The sequence below is a fragment of the Paraburkholderia sp. C35 genome, assembly GCF_003121405.1.
In the GTDB taxonomy this organism is placed as follows: domain Bacteria; phylum Pseudomonadota; class Gammaproteobacteria; order Burkholderiales; family Burkholderiaceae; genus Paraburkholderia.
Genome location: NZ_QBUY01000013.1, coordinates 14,688 through 29,878 on the forward strand (window position 1 = coordinate 14,688; position 15,191 = coordinate 29,878).

A 15,191-nucleotide genomic window follows, 5' to 3' on the forward strand; every position below is an offset into this window, starting at 1 on the left:
GTCAGGCCGCGCCGTGTGAAGTCACTCTACCTGCCGCCCCTGTTTCAAGGCTCTCTCATTTGTAAGCCATCCAGACGGCGCTGTAACAAAAGTTGTCACCTCGCTCGCCTTGTCTGACGAATCGTTCATCAATGGGCTAAAAAAGCGTCGAAATGACGATGACCGGCGGGTGTCACACGCAGGATTCGCGGCCGCTCCGTGCGCTCGACCCAGCCGTGCGAGGACCACGAATCGAGCAGCGCCGCGCCGAGCGCGCCGCCCAGATGCGGCCGGCGCTCGCTCCAGTCGGGGCAGGTGCAGGCGAAACGGCGCCGGCGTCCGCGCTGCTGCGACACGTCGATGCCCCATTGCGCGAGTTGGGTCGCGCCTTGCGGCGTGGCGTCGAGCGCGTCGCCGTGCACGGTCAGCAGCCCGCCGTCGACGAGCCGCTCATAGACCCGCACGGCCAGCTCGCCCGCCATGTGGTCGTAGCAGGTGCGTGCGAAGCGCATGTCGACGGGCACGGTGCGCGCCGGGCGCGGCACGGGGCGCTGCGGCGCGGTGGCCTGCGCGACGTTGGCAAGTGCTTCGATGGTGGACGCAATTTCCGCCGATGCGATCCGGAAATAGCGATGCCGCCCACGCACTTCGAGCGCCAGCAGCCCGCCATCGGTGAGACGCGCGAGATGCGCGCTGGCCGCCGACGGCGACAGTCCCGCGATCAGTGTCAATTCGCCCGCAGGGCGTGCCGTGCCGTCCATCAGCGCCCACAGCATCGCGGCGCGGCCCGGATCGGATAGCAGCGCGCCGATGCGGCTCAGGCCGGGAAAATGGCTCGGTTCGGAGGGAAGGGCTGCCGTCATGGGGTCTCCCGTTCTTGATCTCACTGGCGATGCGTTCACTTTACCTGCGGCACGCATTCGATGTTTCAGGATGACGTGAAGCGTCGGATGCAGCCTGGCGGATCTTGCCGAAGTCCGCAATCTGCGCTCGACAAAGCCAGTGGGCTAGAATCGAAAGCGCTTCCTAACATTCAGCGACAACGCAGTCATGAAACTCCTGTTTGCCGTGGTCACTGCCGTCCTGTTGTGCGGCGCATGCGCCGAGGGCGGTTCGGGTCCGTCGTCCGGTTCGGGCGGCAGCATCACGATGTACGGCACCATCGACGAAGGCGTCTCGTTCCACAACTGATCGTGCCCGTCCGCGCGGCACGCATGAACGACGCGCGCACATCTGGCAGCAATTGATGCATCATTGGCCTTTCTGCCAATCCGGTCGATGTGACGATATGTGTCCCGTCACCCGTTCCGAGGCCCATGATGCCGCCATCTTCTTCTTCCGTTTCCGCTGTCGCTGGTGACGCGCCGGAGCGCAGCGATCCGCACGGACGGCGGGCCGCGCGCGTGCTGGCGGTCTGCCAGGCGCTCTATACATCGTCGGTATCGATCGATCTGACGCTCACGGGTCTGGTCGGCTACACGCTTGCCGCCGACAAATCGCTTGCCACGCTGCCGTTTTCGCTGATCACCATTGCCGCCGCGCTGACGACCGTGTTCGCGTCGTTCCTGATGGCGCGCATCGGGCGGCGCGCGGGCTTTCTGCTGGGCGCGGGTATCGGCGCGGCAGGCGGCGCGATTTCCGTGTACGCGATCTTTCACCAGAGTTTCTGGGCGTTCTGCGCGGGCACGGCCACTGTCGGGGTGTTCCAGGCATTCGCGCAGTACTACCGGCTCGCCGCCGCCGACGCCGTGCCCGCCGATGCCAAGAGCCGCGCGATTTCGACGGTGCTGACTGGCGGCGTCGTCGCGGCCGTGCTCGGGCCGGCGCTGGCGGCGTGGAGCAAGGACTGGCTCGCGCCCGTCGCGTTCGCAGGCTCCTATGCGCTCGTGACCGCGCTTGGCCTGCTATCGATGGCGTTGCTGTTCGGCCTGTATCGCGATGTCGCGCCGCACGCCGATGCCGCCGCGCACCGCGAACCGGCGCGGCCCTGGCGTGCGATCGTCCGTCAGCCGATCTTCGTCGCCGCGCTCGCCAACAACGCGCTCGGCTACGCGGTGATGATGTTCGTGATGACGGCCACGCCGATTGCCGCCGTGGCGTGCGGACATTCGATCGGCGATGGCGCGCAGATCATCCAGTGGCATCTGGTCGGCATGTTTGCGCCGTCGTTTTTCTCGGCGCGATTGATCGCGCGCTTTGGCGTGCTGCGCGTGATCGGCGCGGGTATCGTGCTGTCGGCGCTGTGCGGCGTGCTGGCGTTGCGCTCGACGGATCTCGCGCACTTCTATGCGGCGCTCGCGTGTCTGGGCGTCGGCTGGAACCTGATGTTCGTCGGCGGCACCACGCTGCTCGCGCAGTCGTACCGTCCAGGCGAGCGTGCGAAAACCCAGGCCACCAGCGAATTCACCACTTTCGCGGTCTCCGCGCTCGGCTCGCTGTGCGCCGGGCAGATGCTCGCGCATCTCGGCTGGGCGGCCATCAACGTGGCGATTTTCCCGTTCCTCGCGCTGTCCGCCGTGGCCACCGTCGCGTTCGCGTGGTCGCAACGACGCGTGCCTGCTGCGTCCGGCATGTGATGATTTTCCGATCCTGATTCAAACCACCCGCGAACAACCCGATGCCCCACGCTTCCGACGAAAGCAACGATCCACCCGCGCCGCAGGTTCGCCACATCGTCTTCGCCGTCGCGCCCGAACTCGTGCTGCTCGACGCGTCCGGCCCGCTCGAAGCGTTTCATCGCGCCGAACTGACGGTACGGGACGCGCGCCGCGTGCCGCCGACATCGACTGAACGGGTGGCGTACCGCACGACGGTCGCGTCGGTCGACGGTGGTGTGATCGACACGTTTCCCGGCTTGCCCGTGCTCACGCAGCGTCTCGACGCGCTCGATAGCGAAACGATCGATACGCTGATCGTGCCAGGCGTTCCCGTCGACGATCCGCATACGCTGCAGCCCGCGCTGATCGACTGGATCGCGCGGCGGGCGCCGCAGGTGCGGCGTGTGTGCTCGGTGTGCACGGGTGCGTTCTATCTGGCGGCGGCGGGCGTGCTCGATGGACGCCGCGCGACCACGCACTGGCGCGACGCGCGCCGGCTCGCCGAGCGCTTTCCGCGCGTACACGTCGATGCCGATCCGATCTTTATCCGCGAGGCGTTGTCCGATGACGCGCCGGAGGACGCGGCGCGCAGCGTGTGGACGTCGGCGGGCGTCACGGCGGGCATCGACCTCGCGCTCGCGCTGATCCAGGAAGACTACGGCCACCACGTCGCGATGCAGGTTGCGCGGCGGCTGGTCGTATTCGTCAAGCGGCCGGGCGGTCAGTCGCAGTTCAGCGCGGCGCTCGCAGCGCAGGCGTCGGCGGGCGGCGCGTTCGACCATCTTCATGGCTGGATGGCATCGAACCTGAGCGCCGACCTGTCCGTCGAACGGCTCGCCGAAGAAGCGCGCATGAGTCCGCGCACCTTTGCCCGCCGCTATGTCGACGAAGTGGGCCGTACGCCCGCAAAAACCGTCTCGGCGATGCGGCTGGAAGCGGCGTCGCGGGCGCTGGCCGAGTCGCGCCGTCCGTTGAAGCGGATCGCGCGCGATTGCGGCTTCGGCAGCGAGCAGAACCTGCGGCGTGCCTTTATGCGCAGCTTCGGCGTGCTGCCGCTCGACTACCGCGCGCGCTTTACGTCGGCGTTACGTTGAACGGGCGGTCGCGAGGCACAGGCCGCCTGTGCAACGGATGTCACGACATTTTCCGTAACGAGGCACTGGTCAAACCCCGATAGCGCAGCGGCGGCCTTATTGCGCTCGTATAATCGGCTCCTTTCGATTTGTTTGTCCGGAGTCAAGATGAGCACGCCAATCGCTGCGCCGCTGGATCGTTCTGAAACCACGTTCCGCTTCCTCGCCGAGCCGACTTCGGTCAACTTCGGCGGCAAGGTGCACGGCGGCGCGCTGATGAAATGGATCGACGAAACCGCGTATGCCTGTGCGGCGGTCTGGTCGAGCCGTTACTGCGTGACGGTGAGTGTCGGCAATATCCGTTTTCGTCGGCCGATTCATGTCGGCAATCTGGTCGAACTGCGCGCGCGCGTCGTGGCGACGGGGCGCACCAGCATGCACATCCACGTCTCGGTGTACGCAGGTGACCCGAAGGGCGGCGAACTGCTGCAAACCACCGATTGCCTCGTGGTGATGGTCGCCGTCAACGAGAACGGCAGCCCCGTGCCTGTGCCGGCTTTCGTGCCGCAAACCGACGAGCACAAGGCGCTCGCCAAATACGCAATGGACGTGAAGGCCGCGCTCGATGCCATCGTCGACCTGAAGCCGGACGAAGTGGCGCAAGGCAAGCTTTGATGTCTGCTGCGGCGTGATGCCTGCTGCGCGTGTGCGCAGCAGGGCAACAGCGCATCACGCGCAGCAGCCGGAAGCGTTACGACTTCGCGTTGCCGACCATGTCGTGCGGACGCACCCACTCGTCGAACTGCTGTTCCGTCACATAGCCGAGCGAGAGCGCGGACGCCTTCAGGGTCGTGCCTTCCTTGTGCGCCTTCTTGGCGATCTTCGCGGCCTTGTCATAGCCGATGTGCGGATTGAGCGCCGTCACCAGCATCAGCGATTCATTGAGCAACTGATCGATGCGATCGCGGTTCGGCTCGATGCCGACGGCGCAGTTGTCGTTGAAGCTGTGCATGCCGTCAGCCAGCAGCCGCACCGACTGCAGCACGTTATGCGCGACCATCGGACGGAACACGTTCAGTTCGAAGTTGCCGCTCGCGCCGCCCATATTCACCGCGACGTCGTTGCCGAACACCTGGCAGCACAGCATCGTCACCGCTTCGGATTGGGTCGGGTTCACCTTGCCCGGCATGATCGAGCTGCCCGGCTCGTTCTCGGGAATCGACAGTTCGCCCAGACCGCAGCGCGGGCCGCTCGCGAGCCAGCGCACGTCGTTGGCGATCTTCATCATGCTCGCCGCGACGGTTTTCAGCGCGCCGTGCGCGAACACTAGCGCGTCGGCGGCGGCCATCACCTCGAACTTGTTCGGTGCCGACACGAACGGCAGGCCCGTCAGCCGGCCAATCGCGGCTGCGACTTCATCGGCGAACTTCGGATGGGCGTTCAACCCGGTGCCGACAGCCGTGCCGCCTTGCGCGAGTTCATACAGATGCGGAAGCGCCGATTCGACATGCTTCGCGCCGTGATCGAGTTGCGCGACATAGCCGGAAAATTCCTGGCCGAGCGTGAGCGGCGTCGCATCCTGCAAATGCGTGCGGCCGATCTTCACGATATCGGCGAAGGCCTTCGATTTTTGCTCGAGCGTGCCGCGCAGCGTCTTGATGGCGGGCAGCAGATGCTTGACGATGCCGATCGCCGCGGCCACGTGCATCGCAGTCGGAAACACATCGTTCGACGATTGCCCGCGGTTGACGTCGTCATTCGGATGCACGAGGCGCGCTTCGCCGCGCTCGCCGCCCATCAGTTCGCTCGCGCGGTTGGCGATCACCTCGTTGAGGTTCATGTTGGTCTGCGTGCCGGAACCCGTCTGCCAGACCGCGAGCGGGAATTCGTCGGGATGCTTGCCGGCGATGATTTCATCGGCGGCGGCCATGATCGCCTTGGCTTTGGTCGCGTCGAGCACACCGAGGGCGAGGTTCACTTCGGCGGCGGCGCGCTTGATGATCGCGAGGGCCGTGATCAGTTCGGGTGACTGCTTTTCCGTCGAAATCTTGAAATTCTGCAGCGAACGCTGCGTTTGCGCCCCCCACAATTTCGCGTTCGGCACGGCAATTTCGCCGAACGTATCGCGTTCCATGCGTACATCGTCGGTCATGTTCTACTCCGCTTGACTGGGTGATCGGAAGGCTTGCTTAAAGGGTGGTGCAACCTGAAAGCGTGGTGCAATCTGCGCCTGCGAGTGCGCCGCTATAACTGCTCGTCGACTGGCAGCAACAAGAATAGACCCGTCAGCGCGTTACGGTAAAAGCCCGCGCCGGGATCGAGGTTGTAGCGCCGCAGCTGGCCGTTTTCCTCGTCGGTCCAGACGAGCTTCGACTGCGGTGTGGCCGAGTAGCGCAGCATGGCGAGTTCGGACGGCGTGGCGAGCGTCACGCGATAGCTGACAGCGGGCGCCGTCGCTTTGTCGAACAGCTGGGCGACCTGACCGGCGAGCGGCGGGCTATGGATCACCAGCGCGAGTTCCGTGTTCAGATGCGCGGAGCGCGGGTCCAGATTCATCGAGCCGATCACCAGTATCTTGCGGTCGATCACGTAAGTCTTCGCGTGCAGGCTGGCTTTCGAGCGGGAGCCGAACAGGCTGCCTCGCGGTGGTGCGTCGCCGGGTGTCGGCTTGAATTCGTACAGCTGCACGCCGCGCTGGAGCAGCGGTACGCGGTACGGACTGTAGCCGGCCTGCACGGCGACGGCGTCGGTGGCGGCGAGCGAGTTGGTGAGCACCTTGACGCTCACGCCGCGTTGCACGAGTTCGCCCAGCGCATCGACGCCCGCCTGGTGCGGCACGAAGTAGGGCGACGTGATGAGAAATTCCTGCTGCGCGTCGTGCATCAGTTCGATCAGGCGCTGCATCGGCGGGCTGGTGTACTCGTCGGCGGGCAGCTTCATTTTTTCAGGCGAATCGGCCTTGAACTCGGCGCTCGCCCATGTCAGGCCAAGCTCGCCGTTCGAAATCTGCGTGGCGAGCGGCGTGGCGTTCAGCGGCTTCGCGTTGTACGGCTCGGCGTTCTTGCGCCAGTGCGCGCGCAGTTCGTTACGCATGTCGTCGAGCTCGTGCTCGTCGAACTTCTGCTTGTTGAGGGCGCGTAACGGGTAGGCGTTGCTGTCGTTCCAGTACGAATCGAAGCTCGCGGAAATATCCGACGCGATCGGGCCGGCTGCGAGCACGTCGATATCGCGGAACTGCAAGGTCGGGCTGGCGCTGAAATATTCGTCGCCGAGATTGCGGCCGCCGACGATCGCAAGCTGGTTGTCCGAAATCATTGCCTTGTTGTGCATGCGCCGCGTGAACGCGCCAACCTTCGTGAAGAAATTTTCGCTGCGCTGGTAGAAGCTCGTGTCAGCGCTGCCGAACGGATTGAAGACGCGGATCTCGATGTTGTCGTGCGAGTTCAGCGCGGCCATCACGCGGTCGATGTCCTTGAAGTTCAGATCGTCGACCAGCATGCGCACGCGCACGCCGTGGTCTGCCGCGTAAAGCGCCGCGCCGAGCAGCAGCTTGCCCGTGGTGTCTTCCTCGGCGATGTAGTACTGCATGTCGAGCGTCTTTGTCGCCGAGCGCGCGAGCGCGATACGCATCTGCAGCGCTTCCGTCCCACTCGACAGCACACGAAAGCCCGACAGGCCCGGATGCGCGTGCTCGGGCGCGGCGAGCGCGGCGGCGAGCGGCGTGGCGTCGGTGGTGGGCAGCGCGTGCGTGACGGGGCGATCGAAGGCGGTGGCGGGCGGGCGCGTGGCGCAGGCCGTCATGAGCATCGTCAGAACCAGAAGCGCGAACGCCCGCATGAGCAGCGGGCGGCGTGCGTCGGGTGTCGTGCGATAACGGCGTGGCTTGCGATAAAGCAGCGTTACGGTGGCGTCGTTCGAGTTGTATGCCGACACGCTTGATCCTCCAGTTGAGCGGCGCGGATGCGGATCCTGACGTCGCCTGGCGACCGGGCCATTCTAAGGGGAATCGCAAAAGCGGGTCGGATAGCGACGCACTGCAACACTGCAACGCGCGTGCCTGCTATCTGGCTTTCAGGGAGGAAGATTTGACGCACCGCGCGTCGAGATGGATCGAGCGCGCGGCGGAACAGAAAGAATCGGGAAAAGCAGATCAGACGCGGTCGCGGGCAAGTGCCTTGTTCGCTTCCTGCTCGGCCGTCGAGCCTTTGGCCGGGCGGCCTGCCCAATAACCTGCGAGCATCGAACCGGACAGGTTGTGCCACACCGAGAACAGTGCACCGGGCAGGGCGGCGATCGGCGTGAAATAAAGTTTGCCGAGCGTCGCGGCGAGGCCGGAGTTCTGCATGCCGACTTCGATGGCGAGCGTGCGGCAGACCGCTTCGTCGAAGCCGAGCAGACGGCCGCCCCAATATCCGCCGAGCAGGCCGATGCCGTTGTGCAGCACCACGCCCAGCGCCACCACGAGTCCGACCGACGCAATGCTCTTCTGCGTACCACCCACCACAGCCGCGATGATGAGCAGGATCGACACCATCGAAATCAGCGGCAGAATCGGTTCGATCTTGCTGATGAGCTTGCCGGCGAAGTGATTGATGACGAGACCGACGACGATCGGCAGCGCGACGATCTGCAGAATGCTCATGAGCATGCCGTGCACGTCGACAGCGATCGACGCATCGACATAGAGGCGCGTGAGCAGCGGCGTTGCGAACACGCCGACAAGCGTGGACAGCGCGCTGATGGTGACGGACAGCGCGACGTCGCCGCGCGCGAGATAGATCATCACGTTCGACGCCGTGCCGCTCGCTACGCTGCCGACCAGCACCATCCCCGCCGTCAGATCGGGCGGCATGCGCAGCGCTTTCGCGATCACCCATGCTGCGAGCGGCATCACGAGGTAATGCAACACGATGCCTGCGATCACAGGCGCGGGCCGCGTGAAGACACGCCGGAAGTCGGCGATGGAAAGCGTGACGCCCATCGACAGCATGATGATCGTCAGCAGGGTCGTGACGTGAGGGGCGATGCCGGTGACCGACGAGGGCGAAAAGTAAGCGGCCAGCGAGGCCAGAACGGCCCACAGCGGGAAAAGACGGGTGACGCGGGCAAGCATGGATGGTGTCCTTGGTAGTTTTTTTGTCTGGATGCGGCGGGCATTTTACCTGTAGCGGTTGGCGACGCTTTTCGCCCTCTGCAAGGACACCCATACAGAGCCCATCACAGGCAAAAAACTACGGCTGACTTTTCTTGTGACACCGCAAGGTCATCAGCAAGGCCCCGCTGGCCAGCCCGGCCGCCAATCCCCACCACACGCCGCGCGCGCCCAGCCCGAAATGAAACGCGAGGGTATAGCCGGTCGGAAACCCGATCCCCCAATACCCGAACGCAGCAGCGATCATCGGCACCCGGGTGTCCTTCAACCCGCGCAGGCAACCCGACCCGACCGTCTGCATCCCGTCGACGACCTGAAAAATCGCCGCCACGCCAAGCAGGGAACTGGCAAGCGCAACGGTCGGCGCATTCGCGGGATCGTCGAGATGCAGATACAGCCCGACGATAAATTTCGGCGCGGTGATCAGGAACAAACCGGACAGCGTCATGAACCCCACGCCGCGCGCCAGCGCGACACAGCCAGCATGACGCGCCGCGAGCGGTTGCCCGGCACCCGCCCAGCATCCGACGCGGACATTCGCCGCCTGGCCAATCGCGAGCGGCACCATGCACGCGACCGACGCAACATTCAGCGCGATCTGATGAGCGGCCAGTTGCGATTCGCCGAGCAGGCCGACCATCAAACCCGTCGCCAGAAACATCGTCGATTCGACGCCATAGGTAATGGCCACCGGCCATCCCAAGCCAAATAGCTCGCCCATCAGCGGCACGTTGGGTCGCGTTGCCGTCACGAAATGCCGGAAGCGCGGGCGCAGATGCAACAGACCCATCAACGTGAGGGCCGTCAGCCAGACGGTAAACGTCGTCGCGCCCGCCGAACCGAGAAAGCCGAGCCGCGGCAAGCCATAGGCGCCGTGAATCAGCCCGTAATTCAGGAAGCCGTTGACGAACACCCCGCCGATCGACACCCACAGCAGCCGCCGCGCGGCGCCGATCGCGGGGAGGAACGAGCGCATCAGGCCCACGCCGATCAGGCTGCCCGGCGCGCCCCAGCGCAGCACCGCACAGTATTCGCCGACATTGTGCGCGAGCAGCGCTGGTTCGCCGAATGCCGTCAGGATGGGCGCGGCGAACGACAGCAGCACGAACGCCGGCACCGTCAGCAGCAGCGACAGCAGAAAGCCCGTCCAGTAGATGTGCGGCACGCGATCCTCGGCCTGCGCACCGCGCGCATGCGACACGCTCACGCTGACGGACGTGAGCACGCCCTGCAGCAGCGTCACGACCACGAAGAACAGATTCGCGCCAAGGCCGCCCGCCGCCAGCGCATCGGGACCGAGCGAGCCGAGCAGGACGGTATCGGTGACGCTCATCGCCATCTGCGACAGCTGCGCGATGGCAAGGGGAGCGGCCAGACGCGCGGTGTCGGCGGCGTGGCGGGAAAGAGTGGGCGGCCCGCTGATCGCGCGGGACATTCCGGTCGGATTCATGTTCGAAGCGCAGACGCGCGATTGGGGCGACGCGCGCAGCAAGGACGCCGCGCGCCAGATCTATTTCTGTCCAGACGGACAGCTTATTGCGGGAACGCGGCGCTGTCGATGAACAGGCACACTTTTGGTGCGGGTTTAAGGCGGCGCGGGCTTGCCGGTTGATGCGAGGCGCATATCGCGCCGTCTTGAGATGCGACCGGCGTGATCCGATCCCGAATCAGGCTTCGTGCACGGCAATCCGTGTGTCGCCGAGCAGCACGACCTGACCTGCGCGGATTTTGCACGTCTTGCGCATTTCGACCTGGCCATCGACGGTCACGGCGCCCGACGCAACGATCACTTTTGCCGAGCCGCCGCTATCCGCAAGGCCCGTAATCTTCAGCAGATTGTGGAGTTCGACGTAGTCGCCGGTGAGTGTGAAATCGAGGTTGGGCATGGCAGTTGCGATCGACGGATGTCGGCGATGTCGTTGAAAAGCGACTCGCATGATAAGCCATCACGCCGCGCATCACGCTTTCTGCGCAACGCATATGGCTGCGCGCCGGGCAGTTGCAAGCAGATGTTATTCAGTTGTCAGGAAATGAAACGGTGAGTAACAGTCGGCTTTTCTGAAGAACTTCACTCGCAATGGCCCGGTCTGTGGAATAGCCTGCTGCTTTCGGGCAACAGGTACGCAACAGGTAAAAACGCGGGCAGGGCGCTGCGGAGCATCCGCTCAGCACCCGATAACAGAACCGCCCGCGTTGCCGATATCGACAAACTTCAGAGAGGATTGCCATGAAACAGCTTCGTACGTTCCTGATCGGTAGCGCCCTCACTGCGATGGCGTCGACTGCCGCATTCGCCCAGACAACCGCCCAGCCTGCCGCCGACCTGTCCGCCCAGGCTCAGGTCCAGCAGGCGCCGGCTGCCGCACCCGCCGCGCAAGGTGTGCAGATGCCGACGCCCGCGCCGCAGAACCTGACGGCACCCGGCTCGACCGATCCGCTGGTCCAGAAACGTAATGCGGACGCGCAGGCTAACGCCGAGTACAGCGCGCAGAAGAAGATGTCGAAGCAACAGATGAAGGATCAGCAGAAGGCCGCCAAGGACGCCTACAAGGATCAGGTCCGCAACGCCAAGCTGAACAAGAAGGCCGACAAGGCGGCCGCATCGAACGAACTGAAGGCCGACATGCAGGGCCAGCCGACGGGCGCGGCGGCATCGGGCGAGGCGCATAACTAGGACGGCGCTCGCGAGCATCGTCCGGTTGCGTTGAAAGAGGGAGGACAAAGTGAAAAACATCAGCAGAAGCATGGCCCTGTTGTGCGCGGGTCTGATCGGAAGCAGCGTGACGGGACTTGCGGTTGCGCAAACGTCGCATGACCCCGCCACCGAGCCGATGACGCACGCCGACAGCAAGGCAGCCAAGGCACAGGCGAAGGCGGACAAGAAGGCCGACATCGCGCAGGCCAAGGCCGACAAGAAAAAGGCCGACGCACAATCCGACGCCGACAAGGCGAACGCCGATGCGAAGGTGAAGGACGCGAAATCGCAGTAGGTGCATTTCTCCGGCGGTTTTGCACGAAAGCCCGGCATGTGCCGGGCTTTTTTCTTACGCGTGCTCGTAAAGATGCGCAGAAAAATGGGGCGCTTGTCGTCGAGGGTTGTATGGATATACAGTATGCGTCGCCCTCACTTCCGTTCCGCCGATCGTGCTCTCCGTCGCCGATTCCCCTTCGTCCTTGCCTGATCCTGCGCTAACCGACGCGCCATCTGCTGCAATGGATTCGCCTGCGTCAGGGGCCGCCGCGGACTGGCTCGCGAAGCTCAACGACGCCCAGCGCGAAGCCGTCGAATACGGTGCGCACGACATCGCGCATCCCGCCGGCGCTTTGCTGGTGATCGCGGGCGCGGGTTCGGGAAAGACCAATACGCTGGCGCATCGCGTAGCCAATCTCGTCGTCAAAGGCGTCGATCCGCGCCGCATTTTGCTGCTGACGTTCTCGCGCCGCGCGGCGCTCGAGATGACCCGGCGCGTCACGCGCATCGCGAGCGCCGCCCTCGGCACGCGCGCCGCGCTCGCGCAGGGGCTGACATGGTCGGGCACGTTCCATAGCGTCGGCGCGCGCCTGTTGCGCGAGTACGCGGACCTCATCGGCCTTGCGCCGACCTTCACGATCAACGACCGCGAAGATTCCGCCGATCTGATGAATCTCGTGCGTCACGAACTCGGCCTGTCGGCGAAAGAAAAGCGCTTTCCGTCGAAGTCAGCGTGCTTTTCGATTTACTCGCGCGTGGTGAACACGGGCGCGTCGCTGGCCGACGTGCTCAATGGCGCTTTCCCGTGGTGCCGCGAATGGGAAGCCGATCTGCGCATGCTGTTCGCCGCGTATGTCGATGCGAAGCAGAAGCAGAGCGTGCTCGACTACGACGATCTGCTGCTCTACTGGTCGCACATGGCCGCGGAGCCCGCGATTGCCGTCGATCTTTCTGGCCGGTTCGATCATGTGCTGGTCGACGAGTATCAGGACACCAACCGCCTGCAGGCGTCGATCCTGCTCGCGCTAAAACCGGATGGACGCGGCTTGACGGTGGTGGGTGACGACGCCCAGTCCATCTATTCGTTTCGCGGCGCGACGGTGCGCAACATTCTCGATTTCCCGTCTCATTTCGATCCGCCGGCGAAGCAGGTCACGCTGGAGCGCAACTACCGTTCGACGCAGCCGATCCTCGAAGCGTCGAATGCCGTGATCGGCCTCGCGTCCGAGCGATACACGAAACAGTTGTGGACGGACAGGGCATCGGCGCAGCGCCCGCATCTCGTCACCGTCGCCGACGAAGCGGACCAGGCGCGCTATATCGTCGAACAGGTGCTGGCCGCGCGCGAGGCGGGCATGAAGCTGAAAGCGCAAGCGGTGCTGTTTCGCGCCGCGCATCACAGCGCCGCGCTCGAGATCGAACTGACACGGCGCAATATTCCGTTCGTGAAGTTCGGTGGCCTGAAGTTTCTCGATTCCGTGCACGTGAAGGATGTGCTCGCGGTGCTGCGCTGGGCGGAGAATCCGCGTGACCGTGTCGCGGGCTTTCGTGTCGTGCAATTGCTGCCGGGCGTCGGGCCCGCGACAGCCGCGCGTGTGCTCGACGATATTGCCTCGCGTGCCGACGCGTTGAAGTCCGACGCTACGGCGGCCGCCGCGTATGGCGTTTCAGGTTGCACAGCCAGTGCGCTCGCCGCGGTCGCGCCACCCGCTCGCGCGCTCGAAGACTGGCATCCGTTCGCGTCGATGATGGCGTCCATCTGCCACCGGCAGACGCCTTGGCCCGCCGAATTCGAGATGGTGCGCCGCTGGTACGAACCGCATCTCGAACGCAATCACGAGGACGCATCGATCCGTCAGGCCGATCTCGTGCAGATGGAAAGCATCGCGAGCACGTATGCGTCGCGCGAGCGTTTCCTGACGGAGGTGACGCTCGATCCGCCCGACGCCACCAGCGACGAATCCGGTGTTCCGCTGATCGACGAGGACTACCTGATCCTGTCGACCATCCATTCGGCGAAAGGGCAGGAGTGGCGCAACGTGTTCGTGCTCAATGGCGTCGACGGCTGCATTCCTTCCGATCTCGGCACGGGTAGCGAAGAGGAAATCGACGAGGAGCGGCGTCTGTTGTACGTCGCGATGACGCGTGCGAAGGAAGACCTGCATATCGTCATGCCGCAGCGCTTTTACGTGCACAACCAGCCGCATATGGGCGACCGGCATGTGTGGGCGTCGCGTACGCGCTTCATTCCGCCGCAGCTGCTGCCGCTATTCGATTCGCATGCGTGGCCGCCCGCGCCCATCGTGTCGGCGCCGACGCAAGCAGGACTGGCCGCAGCCGCGCAAGCCAAAATAGAAATCGCGGCGAAGCTCAGAAAGATGTGGGACTGAGCTTGCCGCGATCCTGTATCGCCGCAACCGGGCGACGTGTGTCGTGAGATACAGCCTAGCGCGACTGCCGTTGTTGCGGCTGCTGCGGACGCTGCGGCGGCATAAAGAAGTTGCGCAGCCATGCGGCGAGCCGCGTGAAAACGTCGTATGGCTCTTCAACGAAGATTTCCGGCTTCAGCAGCCGCAGATATTCCATGATCTGCTGCGCTTCCTGCTTCTGGAACGAGCCGTGCGAAATGCCCAGGCGCAACAGGCCGCGCAGTTCGCCGAGCTTTTCGCGCGCAAGGCTGCCGACGCTGGTTTCGCATGCCACCTTCGCCTCATACACCCGCTGTCGCAGCGATTCGGCCAGACGCCACGCGGGCGTCTGCATCACTTCCTCGAGTGCCTGGATGTCCTGCGCCGCCGACTTGATCTGCGCGGCAAGCGGATCGACCAGCGAAGGCGCGCCTTCCGCTTCCTTGACGATCGCGGCCGCCCATTCGCGGCTCTGCTTCGCGAGTTCTTCCGGCGTCCATTCCGAACGCGCGGCAAAGCCGAAGCCGAACTCGTTCGCCTGCTTCATCAGTATCGCGACGACATCCGGAAATTCCTTGTCGAGCGTGCGCTTGGCCCATGCGTACTGGCCGCCCTGCAGCATGCGCTGAACCGCGTTCTCGGTCAGCGGCACCATGTTGTCCAGGAGCTTCGCGCGCAGAAAATCCTCGAACGACGGCGTCGCGAACTGCGGGTCGAGCTTCAGCGAGACCCGCACGAACGCGTCGAAGTCTTTTCGCAAGGATGCGAGCGTTTCGTCCTTGATGTTAAGGGTAATCTGACCCATGTCTTATCCCGTTTCGTCGACCGCGCGAACACCGTCGAGGCAATCTGCCTGGCGCCGCTCGCCCCCGTGCGTGGCGGCGCCGATATCCGGCGCGGTTCTGTCCAGCTTGCCGGCATGCTGTCAATAGAAATCGACGCAGCCTGGTTCGCGGACCACGAGTGTTTATCGGCGGATTGAAAGGGAACTTGAGGGTGGTGCGCCGTCCG

14 protein-coding genes are annotated in these 15,191 nt (G+C 64.5%); 7 read left to right on the forward strand and 7 right to left on the reverse strand.

The features are described 5' to 3' along the window. Positions 1-128: 128 nt before the first annotated feature. Positions 129-842, reverse strand: a complete 714-nt coding sequence (locus DK391_RS10995; RefSeq protein ID WP_109478040.1) for a helix-turn-helix transcriptional regulator — start codon at positions 840-842, stop codon at positions 129-131. A gap of 187 nt (positions 843-1,029) precedes the next feature. Here DK391_RS10995 and DK391_RS44835 point away from each other — a divergent pair, with 187 nt between their 5' ends. The 4 genes from DK391_RS44835 to DK391_RS11010 all read left to right on the forward strand — a co-directional run bounded on the left by DK391_RS44835 (position 1,030) and on the right by DK391_RS11010 (position 4,324). After that, positions 1,030-1,170: a hypothetical protein gene (locus DK391_RS44835; protein WP_204117334.1), complete on the forward strand. Its 141-nt coding sequence runs from the start codon at positions 1,030-1,032 to the stop codon at positions 1,168-1,170. Positions 1,171-1,298: 128 nt separating this feature from the next. After that, on the forward strand, positions 1,299-2,555 hold the full coding sequence (locus DK391_RS11000) for an MFS transporter (protein ID WP_109478132.1): 1,257 nt from the start codon (positions 1,299-1,301) through the stop codon (positions 2,553-2,555). Positions 2,556-2,596: 41 nt separating this feature from the next. Continuing rightward, complete coding sequence (locus DK391_RS11005) at positions 2,597-3,670, forward strand: helix-turn-helix domain-containing protein (RefSeq protein WP_109478041.1); 1,074 nt, start codon at positions 2,597-2,599, stop codon at positions 3,668-3,670. 147 nt (positions 3,671-3,817) lie between these two features. Further along, positions 3,818-4,324: an acyl-CoA thioesterase gene (locus DK391_RS11010; protein ID WP_109478042.1), complete on the forward strand. Its 507-nt coding sequence runs from the start codon at positions 3,818-3,820 to the stop codon at positions 4,322-4,324. A gap of 76 nt (positions 4,325-4,400) precedes the next feature. Here the strand turns inward: DK391_RS11010 and fumC are convergent, their stop codons facing one another. The 5 genes from fumC to DK391_RS11035 all read right to left on the reverse strand — a co-directional run bounded on the left by fumC (position 4,401) and on the right by DK391_RS11035 (position 10,687). After that, complete coding sequence (gene fumC / locus DK391_RS11015; protein ID WP_109478043.1) at positions 4,401-5,801, reverse strand: class II fumarate hydratase; 1,401 nt, start codon at positions 5,799-5,801, stop codon at positions 4,401-4,403. A gap of 92 nt (positions 5,802-5,893) precedes the next feature. After that, positions 5,894-7,486: a phospholipase D family protein gene (locus DK391_RS11020; protein ID WP_204117339.1), complete on the reverse strand. Its 1,593-nt coding sequence runs from the start codon at positions 7,484-7,486 to the stop codon at positions 5,894-5,896. A 313-nt stretch (positions 7,487-7,799) separates the two neighbouring features. Next, positions 7,800-8,762, reverse strand: coding sequence for a bile acid:sodium symporter family protein (locus tag DK391_RS11025; RefSeq protein WP_109478045.1), 963 nt, complete (start codon positions 8,760-8,762; stop codon positions 7,800-7,802). Between the two features lie 118 nt (positions 8,763-8,880). Beyond that, complete coding sequence (locus DK391_RS11030) at positions 8,881-10,251, reverse strand: MATE family efflux transporter (protein WP_109478046.1); 1,371 nt, start codon at positions 10,249-10,251, stop codon at positions 8,881-8,883. Between the two features lie 217 nt (positions 10,252-10,468). Then, positions 10,469-10,687, reverse strand: coding sequence for an RNA-binding S4 domain-containing protein (locus tag DK391_RS11035; RefSeq protein WP_109478047.1), 219 nt, complete (start codon positions 10,685-10,687; stop codon positions 10,469-10,471). A 341-nt stretch (positions 10,688-11,028) separates the two neighbouring features. On the opposite strand from DK391_RS11035, the gene DK391_RS11040 reads away from it, so the two are divergent. From DK391_RS11040 to DK391_RS11050, 3 genes are all read left to right on the forward strand, one after another. Next, positions 11,029-11,475, forward strand: coding sequence for a hypothetical protein (locus tag DK391_RS11040; RefSeq protein WP_109478048.1), 447 nt, complete (start codon positions 11,029-11,031; stop codon positions 11,473-11,475). Positions 11,476-11,524: 49 nt separating this feature from the next. Further along, positions 11,525-11,791 carry a hypothetical protein gene (locus DK391_RS11045; protein WP_109478049.1) on the forward strand — a complete coding sequence of 89 codons (267 nt, stop codon included), beginning with the start codon at positions 11,525-11,527 and terminating at the stop codon, positions 11,789-11,791. A gap of 223 nt (positions 11,792-12,014) precedes the next feature. Next, complete coding sequence (locus DK391_RS11050; protein ID WP_109478050.1) at positions 12,015-14,162, forward strand: ATP-dependent helicase; 2,148 nt, start codon at positions 12,015-12,017, stop codon at positions 14,160-14,162. A gap of 55 nt (positions 14,163-14,217) precedes the next feature. Here the strand turns inward: DK391_RS11050 and DK391_RS11055 are convergent, their stop codons facing one another. Continuing rightward, positions 14,218-14,985, reverse strand: a complete 768-nt coding sequence (locus tag DK391_RS11055) for a DUF4088 family protein (protein ID WP_109478051.1) — start codon at positions 14,983-14,985, stop codon at positions 14,218-14,220. Positions 14,986-15,191 lie beyond the last annotated feature (206 nt).

What these genes read in the sequence shown, in the direction of transcription:
- DK391_RS10995 (WP_109478040.1), bottom strand. Translation starts at nt 842, where the DNA reads ATGACGGCAGCCCTTCCCTCCGAACCGAGCCATTTTCCCGGCCTGAGC.
- DK391_RS44835 (WP_204117334.1), top strand. Translation starts at nt 1,030, where the DNA reads ATGAAACTCCTGTTTGCCGTGGTCACTGCCGTCCTGTTGTGCGGCGCA.
- DK391_RS11000 (WP_109478132.1), top strand. Translation starts at nt 1,299, where the DNA reads ATGCCGCCATCTTCTTCTTCCGTTTCCGCTGTCGCTGGTGACGCGCCG.
- DK391_RS11005 (WP_109478041.1), top strand. Translation starts at nt 2,597, where the DNA reads ATGCCCCACGCTTCCGACGAAAGCAACGATCCACCCGCGCCGCAGGTT.
- DK391_RS11010 (WP_109478042.1), top strand. Translation starts at nt 3,818, where the DNA reads ATGAGCACGCCAATCGCTGCGCCGCTGGATCGTTCTGAAACCACGTTC.
- fumC (WP_109478043.1), bottom strand. Translation starts at nt 5,801, where the DNA reads ATGACCGACGATGTACGCATGGAACGCGATACGTTCGGCGAAATTGCC.
- DK391_RS11020 (WP_204117339.1), bottom strand. Translation starts at nt 7,486, where the DNA reads ATGCGGGCGTTCGCGCTTCTGGTTCTGACGATGCTCATGACGGCCTGC.
- DK391_RS11025 (WP_109478045.1), bottom strand. Translation starts at nt 8,762, where the DNA reads ATGCTTGCCCGCGTCACCCGTCTTTTCCCGCTGTGGGCCGTTCTGGCC.
- DK391_RS11030 (WP_109478046.1), bottom strand. Translation starts at nt 10,251, where the DNA reads ATGAATCCGACCGGAATGTCCCGCGCGATCAGCGGGCCGCCCACTCTT.
- DK391_RS11035 (WP_109478047.1), bottom strand. Translation starts at nt 10,687, where the DNA reads ATGCCCAACCTCGATTTCACACTCACCGGCGACTACGTCGAACTCCAC.
- DK391_RS11040 (WP_109478048.1), top strand. Translation starts at nt 11,029, where the DNA reads ATGAAACAGCTTCGTACGTTCCTGATCGGTAGCGCCCTCACTGCGATG.
- DK391_RS11050 (WP_109478050.1), top strand. Translation starts at nt 12,015, where the DNA reads ATGGATTCGCCTGCGTCAGGGGCCGCCGCGGACTGGCTCGCGAAGCTC.
- DK391_RS11055 (WP_109478051.1), bottom strand. Translation starts at nt 14,985, where the DNA reads ATGGGTCAGATTACCCTTAACATCAAGGACGAAACGCTCGCATCCTTG.